Genomic DNA, 19,139 nt, shown 5'->3' with positions numbered 1-19,139 from the left:
GATAGCCTGCCTTGTATTTTCATCCCGTTGGGCATAAGGTTTTATATACTTATCGTCATTGATATGGAAATTATCCACAACAACTCCGCGGGGATCGATATCGGTTCAAGGAACATCTACATCAGCCCCGGCTATTCTGAGGTAAAGGTTTTTGGCACCTTTACCGGTGATTTTAGAGCAGCAGCGTCCTACCTGATAGAAAAGGGTACCCAGACCATTGCCATGGAAGCCACCGGTTCCTATTGGGTCATCTTATATGATATCCTTGTAGAACATGGATTTGATGTATGGCTGGTTGATGGGCGCCAGACCCGCCAAGTTCCCGGCCGCAAGACCGATGTTAAGGACTGCCAGTGGATCCAGCAGCTGCATAGCTATGGTCTGCTGAACCGATGCTTTGTTGCCCAGGGCGAGCTGAAGGAAGTAAGAGGTTATCAGCGTCTACGCGAGGACCATCTGCGCAGTGCGTCCATGCATATCAACCATATGCAGAAAGCAATGATCGAAATGAACATCCGTTTGCCTGAAGTGCTCGATCAGATACAGGGTGCTAGCGGCATTTCCATTATCCATGCTATATTAGAAGGTGAACGTGATCCACACAGACTGCTTTCACTGTGCCATGGGAGTATCTTGAAAAAGAAGTCAGCCGAGATTCTGGCCGCTCTTGAAGGCTTCTATACTGAGCGCGGACTTTTTGCCCTTAGGCAGGCCTACCAGGCTTATCAGTTTTACCAGATGCAGATTAGAGAATGTGACGCTGCCCTTAACGATATACTGTGTAAGATCAATCAGGATAAAGACCATCGTGAAGCTGGGCCACGCAAACCGGTACGGCACCATAAGCCACAGATTGATGAACTCGGCAGACACATGCTGGATCTGTTCGGAGGCAGGGATGCAACGGTACTGCCAGGTATTACCGATTATTCATGGCTGCAGATCTACAGCGAAACAGGAACAGACCTTGAGCGTTGGCCTTCTGAAAAACATTTCACGAGCTGGCTCGGGCTTTCTCCTGGCCAGAACCATTCGGGAAAAGCCAATAAAAGGCCTAAGAAAAAAGGACGTCCCAACGCAGGCCAGATATTCAGGCTATTGGCCCAGAGCCTACTAAAGAGCAAGAAGATTTCATTTGGGGCCTTTGGACGAAGACTTAAGGGACGCAAGGGCCCAATGATTGCGATAAAGGCCGTAGCCCGAAAAATCGCTGTACAGTACTGGAGGTTGATGGTTAAAGGGCAGGAGTTTGTTGATCAGGGCGTAGCTAATTACGAAGCGGTAATGATCAAACAAAAAGAAAAATACCTAAAAAAGCTAGCGCTGGAACTGAATTTACAAGTAATAGATCCTAAATGATAAACACATAAAACACTTATTATCAGATATATATAATATCTGTCATTGATAGCGTAGTCGAAGGATCTTTTACGATAGATTACAATTCAAAGGTTGATGATTGGCAGGGCCTTCGACTCCGCTCAGACTGACAAACAATTAAATTTATCACCCTAAACCAGCACTAAACTTTGTGAATAAACCTGATTGGAATGGCAAGCCCGCAATCCCGATTTTTCATCGGGAGAGGACTTAAAATGGAAAGCAGGACTATAATCCGCCAAGACTTATTGCCCTTTCATTTCCAAAAAACTCGACATAAAGCTATGTTACCCGCTAAAACCTGTGTTAAACCTGCTAAAATCGAACGATAAAGTCGCAATATGCGCCAGCTTGTGTTTGGTGGAATGGTCACCATCATGAATCCTATAAACCTCATCAGCATGCCATTCGGTATTGCTTTGTATCACCGCCTCATCACTTAAATTGCTTACAATCCGGTCGACCAGCAAAGGATCTGCCTGCTCAGGTTGATGGTTAACAGACAGGTATATAGACGTTATAATCGCATTGATCTGGTAAATGGTCGACTGTATCCCATACAAGCCATTAAAATCGATATGTTTCCGCATCGGCTCCTGGCTGGCCGACTCAATTGCTTCGCTTAATGCAGATAAACTCAGGTTGGCATTTTTCCTGGCCATGCGCAAAATATTCTCCCCCAGGTTTTCCTTCCTTTCTATCGCTACCTGCAAATAATGTAAACTATCTTTCGTAGCCCTGCTTATTTTCGCTTTCAACTGGAGGCTGTCCCATATGGGAAAAAGATAGGTGGCAAAAATGGCAATTACACAGCCCAACACGGTGAAGATAATCCGGTCGTGTACAATATGGTCGAAATGGCCCTGGTAACTGCCCAGCGTTAAAATCACGGCAGGCGTAATAAACAGCACACTTACGGTATAATTTAAACGGTTAAAGGCATAAAATCCCAGTAGAAAAATAACCGAAAAAGAAAGCAGCACCGCCGGACTCTTCACAAAATAGATGATGATCAGTCCGATAACCACCCCACCAAGGCTTCCCTTTAAGCGCTGCAGGTTCCGTTTCCAGGTAATCGAAAATTTAGGTCGCGCTACAATGACCAGGGTGAGAAAAAGCCAGTAGCTGTATTTACTTGGTTCCAGCTGCCAAATGAGCAAGAAACCAAACAGGAAACAGATGGCCAGCCGCAACGAAAACCTGAAAATTGGCGATTTTAAAGTCAGGTGTTCTTTAATCGAAAAGCGATCGCCGGTAATAAATAAGGGATATGAAATCGATCCGCTCAGTTCTTGTAAGTGTTTCTCTGGCGTACACTTGTTACTCCTAATCATTTCGATAATACGCACAATATCGTTCATGTTCGAAACCACTTTGAGCACAATTTTACGTTGGCTTTCGTTTAAATGTTCCATTTCATGCAGCAACATGACGCGTTTCTGGTCATATTCGATATTGGTGGCTACCTCACCTTTATAAGCCTTTGCTGACCGAACGTGCCTGCCCAGTTGCTCCAGTTCTTTCGCCAGCAATTCAATTAGGCTGGCAATCAGTTTCAGGCTCGGGCCGGTTGCCAAAGTTTTTCGTACCAAAACATAATCATAATGCACGGCATTCAACTGCTCATACAAATCGATCAGTAACCTCGCCCTTTCCAACAAAAGCTGGCCTTTGGGGTTGTCAGGATTCATGGCATACTTATCGGTAAGCAACAGATTCCTGATCAGCTCATGTTTCTGGTTCACTTTGATGTGTAGTTTTATCGCTTCCTTTTGTTGCAGATCGAGCGGCACATCCACATCATAATTCTTAGCCTTGGCATTTAAAAACGTGGCGCTGCTCATCAGGCATTCGAAAATGGCATGGTGCAACGAACGGTAAGGGCGGATTAAAATCTGGATCAAACTGATCACATAATACCAAACCCCACCAAGCAGGATATAGCCGCTAAAATAAAGCGGTCGCGCCGGGTGAAGCCCCATTACAAAGGTACACACAATCAGCGCCATAGTACCAATCAGCGAGAGTTTCTGCCCATATACAGCAAACATGGAAAAACTGAAAGCGGCAATCACTACAACTACCGCAGTAAGGTAAACATCATTTAAAACCGACGATACTATCAATGTAGTGGCAAAAAACACAATGATACTCCACAGCGCTGTTTTCAGTTTGTTCAGGCGGTTATCTGGCAGGTCGGTCAGGCTGATTAACAAAGCCCCAACGCCTATTCCTTTTGCCGCTTCGGGATTGCCCAGGTAAAAGAATAAAATAATGGGCAATACGACGGTAATGGTGGTGCGCAGGGCATCGGAAAAGTACTCACCTAAAAAGAAATATGAAATGGTAGAGCCGATGCTGTTTTTGCTCATGAATATGTTAATGAATGCTGATAATTGATAAATGCTGCAAAGATAACAGATTTATAATGCATGCATAGCAAATAGCTACACAAAACCAGATACCAATCTGTTCTTTGGACTTTAGAAGAGTAATTGCGTGTTCATAACTTAATCTTATGTTACTCCGTAGTGACGCAGCACTGAACACTACGGAGAGGAAGGGTTAAATAAAGTTTAACTTGAGCATCATAAATTAATATGTTACTTTAATGAAAATTCCACTGATCCATATATTAATGATAGATAAAATAGTAACTCATAGTAAAACTGTTTTGGATATTGCAAAAAGCCATAATTGGTTAATTGGTGCAAAATACACTAACCTCAGAGATGTTGCAACATTTGAGAAGGTTCATTTTATAGATATAGACTGGAAAAATTATAATTTCGAAAGACACCTAGATGCAGTAAAAAAACTTATGCCAAAATATACGGTTGCGAAAGATTGGGAAGAAGCTAATGAATTAAGTAATTTATTAGGACAAGTAGATATACTTTCTAAATACTGTGAACATGTCATTATCGTACCAAAAGTTGATGCATTAAAAGAAAAAATGCTTAATTTGATACCTAAAGAATTTATGTTGGGTTATAGTGTACCAACTAAATATGGGGGAACTACTATTGAGCCTCAATATTTTGACGAGAGACCTGTACATTTACTTGGCGGTAGGCCAGAAAAACAGCGCGAATTAGGAAAAATACTAAATGTCAGAAGTATAGATGGGAACAGATTCACATTAGATGCTGGTTTTGGCGATTATTTTGATGGTGTAAAGTTTAGACCTCATCCAAGAGGTGGATATAAAGTTTGTATAGAAGATTCAATAAAAAATATTAATCAAATTTGGAAAAATTATGGACAATAATAGAAGTGAATTTTTAGCAAAAATTTATGATCAGATGTTTAATGATATTGATCGACATCATAAAATTGTTTGGCAAACAATGGGCGTCTTGATTGGTGCATTTGCAGTATTAGCTTTAATAGAAAAAAATGTAGTGTCAATAGATATTGCTTGTGCGCTAATTGTATTATTATCATCATGGGTATTATCACATGTCTATGATTCAAATTATTGGTACAATAGAAATCTTGTAATTATTGCTAATATTGAACGACAATTTTTATTACAAACAGATTTGAAAGAAATACATTATTATTTCGGAAAACACAGGAATAAAAACGCCATACAAACATCTCTTAAAATTCAAAATTATTTCTGTTCAGCAGTTATTTTCATATTTTTATTATACCACTTCACAAAGAGTATTTATCCTGGTTTTAAACTTACACTTACTTATGAGAATATTCGTTTAGAGAAATTGATTCCATATATTGCATTAATAATAGGCCTTCTTTTTGTTAATTGGTTGAGAAAAAAACGTATTAAAGATTATTCGGAATTTATCTTTAATTCTCCTGGAATAGTTGTTGATACAAATGGTATTAATTTTGGAACCGGTCACCCTATTTAGTCCTTACCCAATATAAATCTTCGAAGTAAAACAAATTATTATTGTACTCTAGCGCAAGTCTTAGCGCTTTGTCCAAAGTAAAGGACTGTCTTGTGCTTTTCAAAAACAAAGTTTATTAATGATTAAACTATTGGGCTGCTTTGAAAGCAGCCCAATAGTATCTTAATCCCTATACCCACTCCTAAAACTATAATGCGTTTGCGCATTACAGATTACATAATCAATAATTTCGATGTTTAGCTTTGCGCAGGTATTAAAACAGGTACTTACAAAAAGTTCATCAAGTGGGTTAACCTTAATGCTTTTAACATCGCAATAGTTTAACACCAGTACCCCATAAGCATTGCAGGCAACAGCTAAACCCGCCAGTTGCTGTATGCAGTTAATCGGTTTTGCCTGTTACTTTAGTTTGTACCAGCAAAAACCTCGTGGCTTTGGTTTACAAACAGCACATACCAATCGCAGGCCTTACCGGATGATGGTTTGCCACGGAGCTGTTTTAAAAATTGGGTTGAATTTTTAGCCCGGTTTACGTTTACCGGCCTTTTGAGTGTGTGATAACCGAACTTAAGTTCGGCTAAAGCAATTTCATTTTTTGTTAGTTGCATTTTAAAAAAATTAAATACATGCCTAACTGTGTTCGCGACATAAATATAGTAAAATATGATCAGATGCAGAAATAAATTGAGGGTGATGCTAAAGATTTTGGTTTTGAAAAATGAACCCAGACTTCCGACCTCGGTCACCCGCCTCCCGGCCAAAAAGATTGCTTCACACAACCACAACTGCCCTACCCTTCAGTTCGCAATGACGTATCTTTTTCAACTAATTTACCCCTACTGGTACTTCTCCGCGTCCTTTGCTCAACCTTTCTCTGTGATTTTTGCGATTAAAACACGACGAAAATACTAACCATTAAGATTCCCACCTGCGCAGGAATGACGAACGAACGGAAATTAATAGAAGATCAACCCAAATTGTATCCTCTGCGCCTTTCTCCTGGTGTGCTTTGCGGTTAAAAAGAAATTGCATTCTACTTTAGACTTCGGATTAATTTTATCCATTCCCAAAACAATTATCTACTAAAAAGAATTGTATTCATACACCAATAACATTTTATATGAAAACGAAAATAATAATCTTAGTGGCCGCCTTTGGCCTGGCTTTATCGGCCTGTAGTGGCAAAAAGGCTGATCAGGAAAATGCTGACAGTATGTATAAATACACGGATACGAACAAGGTAATTGACAGTGCCAGTACGGATTCTCTAGCAGATTCGACCCGGAATGCCCCTGCTGATGTAAGAAATTAAAGAAAATAAAACTAACCAAAGCGCCCATGCTGAAAGGTATGGGCGCTTTTTATTAACATGGTGACCCCTCAGGGGTTCGAACCCTGGACCCACAGATTAAGAGTCTGTTGCTCTACCAACTGAGCTAAGAAGTCTGGTGAAATAAATATAGGATAAAAAGGGGGAAATTAATAACTATGCACAACCTAGCGTCACTCATTTTAATAACCTACAGCGAGAAGGAAGATTTAGTCTTCACATCGCTTCTAACAACAATGAAATGTTAATAACAGTATGATATTTGCATTTCAAATAAGTTATTGACATATTGAGGCTTATCAAAAACAGGACGAAATAGGAGAACGTGAAATACTTATTATAAATTTATTCTTTAATAGGAATGAATATATCTTTCATACTATTCATAAACATCCTTCTTTTCCTTGCCTAAAATGAAATGCCCTAATAAAAAATCAAACAGATAATCACCGATCATATCTGTTTGAGATTCTATCAGTAACCCTGATATTCCTTTTTTTAAATCACTTCCATATGAAAGTATTGGGTTCTCATTTTCCATAATTGTCCATTGCCAGAGTCGGGCATCACTAAAAACCAGTTTAAATCTCCGGTTTTGATATTCAAAGCGGTAGTTCAATGAAAACGGGATACTTTTTAACTGTAATATGGATTCTCCCAATTCGTTTAATATTTTAGTGTTATAACCACTGAAAAGACCGTATGAGTATATAACGCTATATTTATTTCGAAGAATATTGAAGGTCGCTGGCTCTTTATGCCAGTCATCTCCCTTATAATATTTTCCAATTTCTTCACCATTTACTGAAAAGGCGAATCCACCTTCTCCTAATTCCTTCCATTGTTTTTTCATAATTCGTGTAGTATCGAGGCTAACTTGCGAACATATGCATGTGTTATCTGCATTAAAAAGGGTTAAAGGGTATTTGTTCGCTTACTAAATTACAAATATTCATATTATTTCATGCCATTTGATGCCTATCTTGCGCAAGTCTTTGCGCCTTAGCCTAAACAATGACCTGACTTGTGCTTTTAATAAATTGATACACTAATCTCACTAATGGCTTAACGAGTTGTGTACGGTAAATGCATATTAATCCATCCCATCGTTCTTAACTCAAATAAAATTTCCCTCATTCACTCAATCAAGAATTTGATAAAAATAACAATTATGTATATTTAAGTATTAGTAGCAAATGCGACCTACCTAACATGGACCAAGAGAAAGCAAACTATATTATAACATACTTTGGCAACTTAATGACTGACCATGAAAAGTTAGCATTGAAACACCATATGCATACTTATAAGACTTCTGATGATCCTAAGATGAGAAGGCTAATGATTAATAGAGGTTGGATTAGAACGGAGCCCGAAATACTTGACTTTCTAAAAAACGGCTATGATGAATTTGAGTTGAATGTAGCAAGACGAATAATGACGGAAAATCCGGAAAAAGTATTTTTTAACAATTGTTCAAAGTGTGATAAACTTGCTAGGACACCATATGCCAGGCAATGCCGACATTGTGGCCATAAGTGGCACGAAATAACGGTTACTCCGCAAATATGAACAAATTCAAACAACTTTTCAAAGATCACAAACGCGAAGTAAAGAAACTAGGTATTACCTTAAATGATCCTTGTAGCGATGAAGATCTAGCGGACCTGGAATCAAAGCTTAGCTTCCCACTTCCGCTAGATCTTATTGATTTCTATAAATTTTGCAACGGATTTGAAACAGATGATTATTTATTCAGGATAGTTCCAATAGCTGAGGCAGTTGATTATCGAAGTGAGTTAAAAAGCAATACCTTCTATTTTGCCGAATATATGATTTACAGCGATCAATGGTTAATTCAACTCAGGGAAGGAGGTCAGTATGAAATTATTAACGACAATCATGGATCTCAAGATATGACAGTTCAGACCACTTCAATTCTAAAATTTCTCGAAATATACCTCACTGAAGGTCTTTTTAGTAAATTAGATCACAATAGCTTTTGGGATAGATTAAATAAAAACCGCGAATAACAACTATTCAAACTTCGGTTTTGCAATGACATACCTTTTCCCTTTTATAAATCCAGACTTCGGACCCTGGACACCCGTCTTCGGACTAACCTATCAAACAGATTGCTTCACTCCTTGACACCACCCCTACCCTTCAGTTCGCAATGACGTAACGATTTGATATGATGAATCCTGGCTTCCAGCCTCCGACTCCCGACCAATCACAATAATGTACCAATACTCGTTTGTGTTTCGAGGTACAACCCATTGTTAAATAGCCCTGATGGAAGTGGATCCCGATTTAAGCACTAGTTTTTACTTTTTTATTGTGTGCTTGCGTGTTTCACAGGTTTCTTCGGGGAAACGGACAGCAGGACCGAAACCAGCCCAAGGATTACAGCCACTGCGCTCCAAAAAAACTTTCAACTCCAAACTGATCCTCTTCTAATTCTCATTTTAGAACTTCGGACTTCGGGCCCCGGACTTCCAACTCCAAACTCCTAGCTCCAAACTAACCTTCTCCCAACACTCCAACATACCGATAAGTGTTTATCTGCACTCCTGTAGGTGTAGTCTTTGTGCTTACGAAAGCCAGTACACGCGGATCGGCAGTTTCTGAAAAGAGGTGTTTGCCTGTCCCTAGCAATACCGGGTATACCATCAATACAACCTCGTCAACCAGTCGATGCTCTAATAGTGTAGCAACAACCGTCGAACTTCCATATACAATCAGATCAGGCCCCTCTGTTGCCTTGAGCTCTCGAATACGCGTAATAATGTCACTGCCTAAATCTTCAACAGGTCCCCATTCGAGGCTTTCCGGCCTGTGGGTAGCCACGTATTTTTTGCCATTATTCAAACTGTTCGCCATCGGGTTATCGCCTGCCTTTGGCCAGTACTGGGTCCAGCTATCGTAGGTTTTGCGGCCCAGCAGCAGATCGATGTTGGTACCCTGTGCTTCAAGTACGGCCGTTAAACCTTCCGCACTCCGGTAAGGTGTTGTCCATCCGCCATGTGCGAAATCCTCACTATTTTCATGCTGCATCACGCCATCAAGCGAGATATGCTCCATTATTTTGATCTTTTTCATTTTTATTTGCTATTTATTTGATGATGATAAAGTTACAACGGGAGGGCTACGGGTATGAGGGGCAATCGTGACAATAACAAGGCGTTTTTATGACCATTTGCATTGGACGTAAGATGGCTACTAGAGCGTCTTCTATATTATATCTTCCATTTTACCACTTACACGATCATTATTCGGGTGTTATAACTTATATGGTCTTATATTTCTTATATGGTTAATGGTTTAACTGGAAATGGTAAAGGATTTGGAAAAGAATGGTTCTGTGCTTTTCGGGTAGCGCAGCCCCGCCATTCGCTACAATCTTTTTGTTACTGTTATCCTGAATCTATTGAAGGGGCAACAAAAAGGATTTCCGCTGATGTCGGGTTTAGTTAGCAGGGTTTGTAGCTTTTTGCAAAGTTGAATAGCGATTGCCTTAACCTACATGTTTCTTAAATGGTTAATTGTTTAACTGCTTACCTAAAAAACCTACTAAATTTCTATCTTGTGGTAAGTAAATTAACAAGCATGCTCATAGATTTGATACCAGTAATTGAAATCGGATATAACAATCAGGAGCTAGCTACACCAGACAAATTTCCTTATTGGGAGCATCCTGAAATTTGGAACGCTTATCACCAAGAATGCTTTCGAAAAGCGGGCTTTAAAGATAAACTGACGCCTTATTTAAAAGGTTTTCCATTCTATAAACTCTCAGAAATTACTGATAACAACTTAACCAAACTCATCATTGACCATACGCAAGAAATGAGGGATGGAAAATATGAACGACAACAGGCCACAACATTTTTTGGCGGTTATGTTTTGAATATTGATGGGCAAGACAAATATTTTCCTCAATGTTGCGGAGGCCTGAGTGATATCACGTATTGGGATAAACTTTCAATGCTACAAAATACTCATTACGAAGGACACCCTGCCCCACAGATCAAATTTGATGGCGACAATATCGTATTTGATTTTTCGGTTGACGAATTTGATGAACCCTTTCAACCTATGCCACAAGAAATTACGCTGTTAATTAACCGACATGAACTCAGAAAAGCAGTTGAAAAAGTTAAAAAAGCACTTCAATATTTTGAAAAACGTCTTGATAAGATAAACGATGTCGAAAAAATAAACATTGAAAACATTGGTGGACTTTTAATTTGGAACGATTAAAACTACGGAATAAGATATTAATAACCTGAATTCGATTAATATTTGAATTATAGTGAGCGTTTTACAGCCGCTTATCCTCAGGCGATCGTCATGCTGTCCCGAACCTTCGGGATCAGCATCTCCTTCTATTAAGACCCTGAAATGAATTCAGGGTGACGACACTAATACTAAACACCTTAAGAATGGCCCTAAAAGCCACATTATTAATCGAACTCAAGTTAATAGACAGGGTACCCCGCAGATCACAGATATTCCCAAATTTTTCTTTATAAGTCGTCAGTCTGAGCATTGTCGAAGGCCTCCCAACTTTGCGTCCACTGCGCCTTCTCTTCGTGTACGTTGTCGTTAAAAAAGCCACGGAATCACAGAAAGCACGGAAACATTAAGATTAGCTTCGCTGAGCACTATGTGGTTCTCATCTGGGCTGGAATGAACGGTAGCTTTTCGTTTCTGCGCCCATCACCTTAAATCTGCGGGAAAATATTAAGAAAGGATTCTCCCGCAGATCACACAGATATTCGCTGATTTCCCCTTACTAATTGTTAGTATGAGCATAGTCCAAGACCACCCAACCTTGCGTCCTCTGCGCCTTATCTCCGTGAACTTGGCGGTTAAAGACCGATTATTCCGTTAATTTCTGTTTAATACCCTCAGTAAGTTTTTTCACTTTCATATAGCCAGACAAAGAGCTATTCCTTTTATCGAAGTTAATCTCGAGCCAGCCCTTTTTGGCTTTAAGGTTAAACTTATCACTGCCATTTAAATTCACGAACAGGTCGATATTTTGATCTAATGGAAGTTCATTGCTTAAAGCACTATCCAGGTATTTTTCCAGTTTACCTGTTTTATTTTCGGCGTACTTTGCTTCAAATTTAAAGTCTGTATTGTTATCCATTGTGCTTAGCGATAAATTACCGCCACTATTGTGGCATCCGTAACCTAAAGTGGTAACTAAAACTGCGATACTGTATATTATATTTTTCATGTTTTTGTTGGTTAACTGTTTTTTTCCATCCCCCTGCCCTCTTCAAAAGGGGACTGGGTTTTCCGCCCAGACTTTCCGACTCCAAACCTAGACTTCATGCCTCTACCCTCTTCAAAAGGGGACTGGGTTTTTCGCCCAGACTTTCGGATTCCAAACCTAGACTTCATCGCCCTACTCACTTTAAAGGGAACTGGGTTTTCCGCCCAGACTTTCCGACTCCAAACCTAGACTTCATCGCCCTACTCACTTTAAAGGGGACTGGGTTTTCCGCCCAGACTTCTGACTCCCGACCTCCAAACTCCAAACTCCAAATTCCAAACTCCAAACTCCAAACTCCAAACTCCAAACTCCAAACTCCAAACTTAGACTCCGGACTACAGACTCAGGACTAACCACCCGCTCTACCTTTCATATCATCTGTAGCCGTATCCCTGGAGCGGGCCGATTTTACATTCTGATTTCCGAAATTATAGCTGATGCTGAAATTTGCCCTTCGGCTGGTGTAGCGGTTCACTACGTTCATATTGATGTTCTGATAAACCAGTTTCCCTTCCCAGTGGTTGGTGAGTAAAATATCATCCATATTTAAACGTAATTTAAGCTTTTTATCCATCAAAGTTTTCTGGATTCCGGCATTTAAAGCACCCTGATAAATAGTGGTTTGCTCTACGCCCGAAACCCGTGGAGAGTTTAGCCATGCACTAATTTCGATACTAAAGTTTTGTGGCAAGGTAAAGGAATTGGAAGTAAAAATATTTACCGCAGCCTTACCGGCATTGTAAGCAGCCCCTTCGATATTTCCGTCATTAAATTTGCTGTAGTAAACGCTCGCATTGTTTTGAATATTCCACCATTTCGTAACCTTGACTGGAATAGATAAATCGGCAGAGTAATTCTGGAAGCGGCCTAAATTCTGGCGAATCACACTGATTACCCGGGTAGCATCATCCTGTTTACTAATCTGCGTAATCATATCGCGCGTATTAGAATAACTTAATGAAAAAGAAGCCTGTTTATAACTGTAGCTGATCTGGTAATTATCGGTAAACTGAGGTTTCAGATAAGGATTTCCCTGATCAACCGCCAAAGGATCCATATAAAACACAAAGGGATTCAGTTGCTGGTAATTCGGGCGGTCTACCCTTCTGCCATAAGAGTAACGGATGTTATGGTTTTCAGTGATCTTCTGATTAACAAAAACCGTTGGAAACAGAGAAAGATAATTCCGGTCTACCTCTTTCTGGTCGGTAACTGATGTGCCGTTCGAATGCGTGTGCTCAGCCCTTAAACCCAGCTGAATCTGCCATACCTTCCATTCTTTAGAGAAACTACCATAAACGGCGTTGATATTTTCTTTGTACACAAAGTTGTTCGATTTACCCAGATCATTTTGCCATACACCCGATACCAACTGCTCAGAAATAAAATCGTTATTGGTTACTACATAGCTGCTTTTTAAGCCAGCCTCCACCTTCATCGTTTTAGAAAGCGGCAAGGTGAAATCCGTTCTGGCGGCATACACGTTAATTTCTGCATCGGTATTATTCCTTAAACTGGTTTGGTTGGTTGGGTTGCCGTTTGCATTTAAATAATTGGCCAAAAAGTTTTCATCCTTTTTATTGCTGAAACCCGAATAATCTACATCGAAAGTAAGGCTCTTGCCTTTTTTATCGAAATCGTGTTTAATGTTAAAATTGGCCGTTAAATTACTCGCAGGAGAGCGCGAATTGGCATCCTGCAAAATATAACTCAGATTAGAAGCACCATTTTGCACCGCATTAATATTGGTATTGCTAAAGTTCGTCAGATTGGTATTTACCGTATTGGCATCTAACATCACCCCGAAAACGGTTTTCTCAGAAGCATAATAATCTGCACCTAATTTCCCCTGAAAACCAACACCTTTATTTCTGCGGTCGAAGTTTTGTGTTAACGAACTGGCCAAGCCCTGCGACAAAGTAGTACGGGTTAAAAAGGTATTGTTAAATTGGGCTTTGCGTGCCACGGCGCCATTCCCGAAAATGTTCCATTTGCCCTGCCTGTGGTTTAAGTTAAGGTTTACCCCAGCTCGGAATAGATCGCTGGGCGAATCGGGCATAATGCCCTGCCCGGTATTAACAGAAACCGTACCATTGGTACCATAAGCTTTATTCCGTTTTAGTTTGATGTTGATAATCCCTGCATTTCCGGCGGCATCATATTTAGCAGATGGATTGGTGATCAGCTCGATGGTAGCAATCTGATCACTGCTCATATTGCTTAATAACGTGGTAATATCAGCGCCAGAAAGAAAGTTCGATTTTCCATCAATCATCACTGTTACACCGCTTTTATTGTTCAGTTTAATCTGGTCGTTTTGACGGTCGATTTGCACCCCCGGGGCTTTTTCTAACACTTCTAAAGCCGTGCCTCCAGTTGCAATAATGCTATTTTCTACATTCAGCACCGTTTTATCGATCTGGTGTTCAATAAAAGGTTTTTTGCCCTGAACGCTTACTTCTTTTAATTGTTTGCTTAAACTTTCGATACCGATGGCTGACAATTTTAAATCACCATTGACTGAAAAGTGATCCGTCTTTTTACGCTTAAAACCAACGATGGAGATCGACAACATATACTCACCATTTTTTAACTGGTCGATTATAAAAGTGCCCTCGATATTGGTGGATACACTTTTAAACACCGTGGTATCAGGATAGTTTAAAATCCGAACAATGGCAAACGACACCGGAACAGTCTTTTCATCGACGATTTTTCCCGTCAAAGTATTTAATTTTTGGGCAAAAGAAGCCCCACACGCTATTAAGCATGCAACTAGCGTAAGTAATATTTTCATGGTTTCTTCTTTTTAGGGTTTTATTTTTAATGCTGAGACAAATCTGTTATTGCGAGGCACAGTCTTTTCGGAACTTTGGTCTCCAAGCTTAGACCCTGGGCTCTAGACTGATAACTTTAGACTAAGGACTAAAAAATTAACCTCCGGCTCTATTCTTAATATCGTCTGCCGCCGTTTTTCGGTCCTGGTTTGATTTTAAATTTTGGTTGCCAAAACTATAACTGATATTGAAAGATACCCTTCTACTGATGTAATTATTCTGCACCCTTAAATTCACATTTTGATAATCGAGCGTTCCTTTCCAGTAGTTGGTTTGAAAAATATCATCAACATTTAGCTTAAGTTTTAAAGCTTTGTTCAGGAAACTTTTCTGCACACCCATATTTAAAGCATACTGATAAATAGTGGTCCGTTCTAAACCCCTAACTTTTGGTGAGTTTAACCAGAAATTGGTTTCTAATGCCCAGTTATCGCCCAAGATAATCGAATTTACAGTATTAAAATTGTAGAAGACTTTACTTAAAACAAAGGGGGCACCTTCTAAATTATCATCATTAAATTTATTATAAGAAACCCTAAAATTGTTTTGCAAATTCCACCATTTAGCAATGGTTACCGGAACAGATAAGCCGGCCGAGTAATATTCCCCGCTGCCAATATTCCCTTGGCCTACAGTAACTATTCTGGTGCTATCGTTTTGTGCGGTTTTACTATCTAAAATTAAATCTTTTGTTTTAGCATAACTCAAAGAAAAAAATAATCCGCTTTTATAATTATAACTCACTTCAAAATTATTGGTAAACTGGGGTTTTAAGTATGGGTTTCCCTGTGCTATGGTATAAGGATCCATATAAAAATTAAACGGATTTAACTGCTGGTAATTTGGTCGATCTATCCGCCGGCCATAGGTGTAATGTAGATTACTGCTTTCAGAAATTTTCTGGTTAACAAAAACCGTTGGAAATAATGATAAATAATGTTGCTTTACCGATGTATTATTGGTTACAGATGTTCCGGTAGATTGGGTAAACTCTGCCCGTAAACCAGCCTGAACCTGCCACTTGCCCAGATCTTTTGATAAATTTGCATAAGCTGCATTTACGTTTTCTTTGTAAATAAAATTATTGCTTTGCCCTACAACATTTTGCCATTCATTATTTACCAATGCCAACGATAAAAAATCGTTATTGGTTTTAACATAAGCACTTTTTAAACCGGTTTCCAATTTTGTAGTTTTTGATAGCGGCCAGGTAAAATCTGTTTTTGCAGCGTAAATATCGATGGCTGTTTTACTATCGTTTTTAATGATCGTATTGCTGTAAACAGTCCCTTTTTCATCGTAAAAGTTAGTGTTAAAATTTTCCAGGCCCGAGTAATCAAACCCGGAGTAATCGGCATCAAAGTTTAAACTTGCGCCTTCTTTTTTAAAATCATGCCTGATATTAAAATTTGCGCTATAATTTTTGTTTGGGGTATTCGCATCAGAATATTGGATTAACGAATTATTGCCCGCAACTCCATTCTTAATTTCATTTATAAACGTTTGAGAGAAATTATCCAATTTACGTGTACTCGTACTGCCATCAAGCATAATACCGATGGTTGTTTTTTCACCTGCGTAATAATCTGCACCTAGTTTTGCGGCCAACCGCGATCCTGTATATATTTTCTGAAAATTCTGGTTAAAGTTACTCTGTAAACCATTGGCATTGGTGCTCCGCTCTAAAAATAAATTCGAAAAATTATTATTTTTTGAAGCATTTGCATTGGTGAAAAAATTCCACTTTTCTACACGGTGATTTAAATTGAAGTTAAGCTCCGATCCGTAAATATTGGTGGGTAGGTTAGCCCTTATTGCATTGCGATAGGTTGACGAGACACTTCCGTTGGTACCAAATGCTTTGTTCTTTTTAAGTTTAATGTTGATGATACCCGCATTGCCGGCAGCATCATATTTAGCCGATGGGTTAGTAATAATTTCGATGGTCGCAATCTGGCTGCTGCTTAAGCCATTTAGATAAACCGTTAAATCGGCACTCGATAAAAAGTTGTTCTTCCCATCAATCATCACCATTACACCCGATTTATTGTTCAATAAAATCTGATCATTTTGCCTGTCTAACTGTACGCCAGGCGCCTTCTCTAAAATTTCGAGCGCCGTGCCTCCAGTTGCAATAATGCTATTTTCTACATTCAGCACCGTTTTATCGATCTGATGTTCAATAAAAGGTTTTTTACCCTGAACGCTCACTTCTTTCAATTGTTTCGTTAAACTTTCGATCGTGATGGCAGGTAATTTCATGTCTTCGCTAAGCGCAAAGTGACCGGTTTTTTTACTTTTAAAACCCACTATCGAGATCGACAATACATATTCGCCACTTTTCAACTGATCGATTGCAAACTCACCTTCAATATTGGTCGATACGCTTTTCACTACGGTGGTATCAGGATAATTCAGCACCCTTACAATCGCAAACGACACTGGCACGGCCTTTTCATCAACTATTTTCCCGGTGAGTTTATTTAATTTTTGGGCAAAAGAAGCCCCACATGCAATAAAGCATGCAATTAGCGTAAATAATGTTTTCATGGTTTCTTCTTTTTAGGTATGATCGTCATTCCGTTTGCGTCCGATCGTCATCTCGACTAAAGCGCAGTGAAACGGAGAGATCTATTTTAGTAGGTTTCTCTTCTTTAAATAACGGAACTATTATTCAGGCGCTATCCCCAACTCTTCTTTAACTTCCTTAATTCGGTTTGATACAGAATCCTGGTAAAGGGTATCAGTAGGTTTATTGTTGCGCAAATGGTCTAAATCACTTAGCTCCTGCTTTAACTGTTCTTTTTTTAAGGCCTCTTCTTTTAATTTCGCAACGCATTTCAAGCCATCTTCGGTCATAATCCAAACACTGTAATCATTGTGGTCATTTTCGCTATCGTTGCATTCCCAGGTCCAATAATTATTAATATACCGGTAGGCATCTTGCTTTAAAATTAGTTTCGTACCCACCGGCACTTCTAGATTTAACCTTACTTCCTGGTTTCGCCAAATGGTTCCCTTTCTCAACTGAAATCTCGGACTAAAAATCAACTCCGAATCTTTCATTTCATAATTGTAGCTAATGTTCTGCGCATTCTGCAACGCACTTTGAAAGGTTTTACCCTGCGATTCGTATTTTTGGGTTAAACGCGTAACACCCGTTTCGCTTTTGTTAATGTCGATGCGGATGCGGTTCGGCGAAACAAATGGTCCATCTTCTAAATCATCAACCACAATCCGGTTTTTCTGATTGGCATCGATGTGATAAGCAATACTATCTTCTTTGCTGAAATATTTACTTTTATCGATATTTAGGGTATACGTTGAAAAAGATTTCAAGTCAACTGTTTGTGTTAACTCTGCATGTTGCTTAAATTCCGATGATATTTTAGCCGCCTGATAACCCGTTATTGCTACACCAGCCAGCCAGATAATTAATAGGGCAAAAGAAAGTGTTTTATTAATGGCCTGTTTGTTAAAAGCTACCCTGATCGAGAATAACACCAGGGCTAAAATCGGCACAAAACATACTATAAATGCACCAAATAAAATTGCCCCTCTATTGCCTTCATTAATAATAGAGAAGGGAAAATATTCGTAAATACTCGCATCCCAAAATCCCTGAAAAGCAGCTGTACCAATAATTAAAGTAAGTAAAAAGAGTACACCAAAAACAACGATAAAACCCGCAATGATCTTAAAAATTACCTTTCCCGCGCCTGATATAAAACGGCCCAGCCATTCGAAAAACTCACCGATAAAAATCCCCAGGCGGGCAAATATCGGTTGGGCATGTTTGTTTACCTCTCCTAAACGTTCTTTAACCGCTTGTAATTCTTCATCAAGATTCTTTTGAAACCCCTGGAGGTTCGCCGGTTCACCTTTCATCTCCATGCGTTCGATGCGAGATTTGGCTTTCGGCATGATGATCCAAAGTATGGCATACACCAATATTCCAAATCCACCGGCAATACTAATCAGCAACGTCGCCAACCTGATCCATTTAGGATCGGCGTTTACATAGTGTGCAATACCGGCGCAAACACCTGCTACCACACGATCGTCCATATCACGGTATAATTTTTTCTCTACATACTGATGTTGGTAGCTGCTGTTAATTACAGGTTCTTCCTCACCCTCCTCTACGGTATCAAAATCCTGTACCCTGCCCATCTGTGCAATAACCGAATTTACATTGGCCGAATCCACAACTTGTTTTTTCTGCTCTTCCAATTGCTCGGTTAGTAACTCTGCAATACGGTTTTCAATATCCGTTACAATTTCAAGGTCATCTGCATGGTTGGCAAAATATTGTTTTACTTCGTTCAGGTAGGCCTTTAAGAGTTCGTAAGCACTTTCTTCAATGTGAATAATTGTGTTCCCTATATTTATGATGATGGTCTTTTCCATTTCCTTTTTACTAA

Annotated in this window: 14 protein-coding genes and 1 tRNA gene; 6 read left to right on the top strand and 9 right to left on the bottom strand. The window is 39.4% G+C overall.

Translation table 11 applies throughout. From position 1 onward, the window contains the following. Window positions 1-63 precede the first annotated feature (63 nt). Window positions 64-1,359 carry an IS110 family transposase gene (locus QF042_RS05150; protein ID WP_307526004.1) on the top strand — a complete coding sequence of 432 codons (1,296 nt, stop codon included), beginning with the start codon at window positions 64-66 and terminating at the stop codon, window positions 1,357-1,359. A 308-nt stretch (window positions 1,360-1,667) separates the two neighbouring features. Here QF042_RS05150 and QF042_RS05145 read toward each other — a convergent pair whose 3' ends face one another. Further along, the gene (locus tag QF042_RS05145) at window positions 1,668-3,752 is read right to left on the bottom strand and encodes an FUSC family membrane protein (protein ID WP_307526002.1); all 2,085 of its coding nucleotides are present in this window, start codon (window positions 3,750-3,752) and stop codon (window positions 1,668-1,670) included. Between the two features lie 239 nt (window positions 3,753-3,991). Here QF042_RS05145 and QF042_RS05140 point away from each other — a divergent pair, with 239 nt between their 5' ends. Both QF042_RS05140 and QF042_RS05135 read left to right on the top strand, forming a co-directional pair. Continuing rightward, the gene (locus QF042_RS05140) at window positions 3,992-4,651 is read left to right on the top strand and encodes a DUF6610 family protein (RefSeq protein WP_307526000.1); all 660 of its coding nucleotides are present in this window, start codon (window positions 3,992-3,994) and stop codon (window positions 4,649-4,651) included. Continuing rightward, on the top strand, window positions 4,641-5,261 hold the full coding sequence (locus QF042_RS05135; protein WP_307525998.1) for a hypothetical protein: 621 nt from the start codon (window positions 4,641-4,643) through the stop codon (window positions 5,259-5,261). Before QF042_RS05140 ends, QF042_RS05135 begins: the two co-directional genes overlap by 11 nt. 404 nt (window positions 5,262-5,665) lie before the next feature. Here QF042_RS05135 and QF042_RS05130 read toward each other — a convergent pair whose 3' ends face one another. Beyond that, a complete protein-coding gene (locus tag QF042_RS05130; RefSeq protein WP_307525996.1) occupies window positions 5,666-5,869 on the bottom strand; it encodes a hypothetical protein in 204 nt (67 codons plus the stop codon). Between the two features lie 512 nt (window positions 5,870-6,381). Here QF042_RS05130 and QF042_RS05125 point away from each other — a divergent pair. After that, entirely contained in the window at window positions 6,382-6,573 is a 192-nt protein-coding gene (locus QF042_RS05125) for a hypothetical protein (RefSeq protein WP_307525994.1), read from the top strand. Between the two features lie 58 nt (window positions 6,574-6,631). Here the strand turns inward: QF042_RS05125 and QF042_RS05120 are convergent. Both QF042_RS05120 and QF042_RS05115 read right to left on the bottom strand, forming a co-directional pair. Further along, a tRNA-Lys gene (locus QF042_RS05120) sits at window positions 6,632-6,707 on the bottom strand. Between the two features lie 263 nt (window positions 6,708-6,970). Then, window positions 6,971-7,444, bottom strand: coding sequence for a hypothetical protein (locus tag QF042_RS05115; protein WP_307525992.1), 474 nt, complete (start codon window positions 7,442-7,444; stop codon window positions 6,971-6,973). Between the two features lie 715 nt (window positions 7,445-8,159). Here QF042_RS05115 and QF042_RS05110 point away from each other — a divergent pair. Beyond that, complete coding sequence (locus QF042_RS05110; protein ID WP_307525991.1) at window positions 8,160-8,624, top strand: SMI1/KNR4 family protein; 465 nt, start codon at window positions 8,160-8,162, stop codon at window positions 8,622-8,624. Window positions 8,625-9,114: 490 nt separating this feature from the next. Here the strand turns inward: QF042_RS05110 and QF042_RS05105 are convergent, their stop codons facing one another. Further along, window positions 9,115-9,693: a dihydrofolate reductase family protein gene (locus tag QF042_RS05105; RefSeq protein ID WP_307525990.1), complete on the bottom strand. Its 579-nt coding sequence runs from the start codon at window positions 9,691-9,693 to the stop codon at window positions 9,115-9,117. A 486-nt stretch (window positions 9,694-10,179) separates the two neighbouring features. Between QF042_RS05105 and QF042_RS05100 the strand changes: the two genes are divergently transcribed. Then, window positions 10,180-10,854 carry a hypothetical protein gene (locus QF042_RS05100; protein WP_307525988.1) on the top strand — a complete coding sequence of 225 codons (675 nt, stop codon included), beginning with the start codon at window positions 10,180-10,182 and terminating at the stop codon, window positions 10,852-10,854. A 622-nt stretch (window positions 10,855-11,476) separates the two neighbouring features. On the opposite strand, the gene QF042_RS05095 is transcribed toward QF042_RS05100, so the two are convergent. The 4 genes from QF042_RS05095 to QF042_RS05080 all read right to left on the bottom strand — a co-directional run bounded on the left by QF042_RS05095 (window position 11,477) and on the right by QF042_RS05080 (window position 19,125). After that, window positions 11,477-11,839: a hypothetical protein gene (locus QF042_RS05095; RefSeq protein ID WP_307525987.1), complete on the bottom strand. Its 363-nt coding sequence runs from the start codon at window positions 11,837-11,839 to the stop codon at window positions 11,477-11,479. Between the two features lie 388 nt (window positions 11,840-12,227). Then, on the bottom strand, window positions 12,228-14,675 hold the full coding sequence (locus QF042_RS05090; protein ID WP_307525985.1) for an outer membrane beta-barrel family protein: 2,448 nt from the start codon (window positions 14,673-14,675) through the stop codon (window positions 12,228-12,230). Window positions 14,676-14,811: 136 nt separating this feature from the next. After that, window positions 14,812-17,265: an outer membrane beta-barrel family protein gene (locus QF042_RS05085; protein WP_307525983.1), complete on the bottom strand. Its 2,454-nt coding sequence runs from the start codon at window positions 17,263-17,265 to the stop codon at window positions 14,812-14,814. A gap of 120 nt (window positions 17,266-17,385) precedes the next feature. Next, complete coding sequence (locus QF042_RS05080; protein ID WP_307525981.1) at window positions 17,386-19,125, bottom strand: PspC domain-containing protein; 1,740 nt, start codon at window positions 19,123-19,125, stop codon at window positions 17,386-17,388. Window positions 19,126-19,139: the final 14 nt, after the last annotated feature.

This window comes from Pedobacter sp. W3I1 (assembly GCF_030816015.1).
GTDB lineage: Bacteria > Bacteroidota > Bacteroidia > Sphingobacteriales > Sphingobacteriaceae > Pedobacter.
The sequence above is the reverse complement of the archived record's forward strand: the minus strand, read 5'-3'. Positions and strand labels throughout refer to the sequence as shown.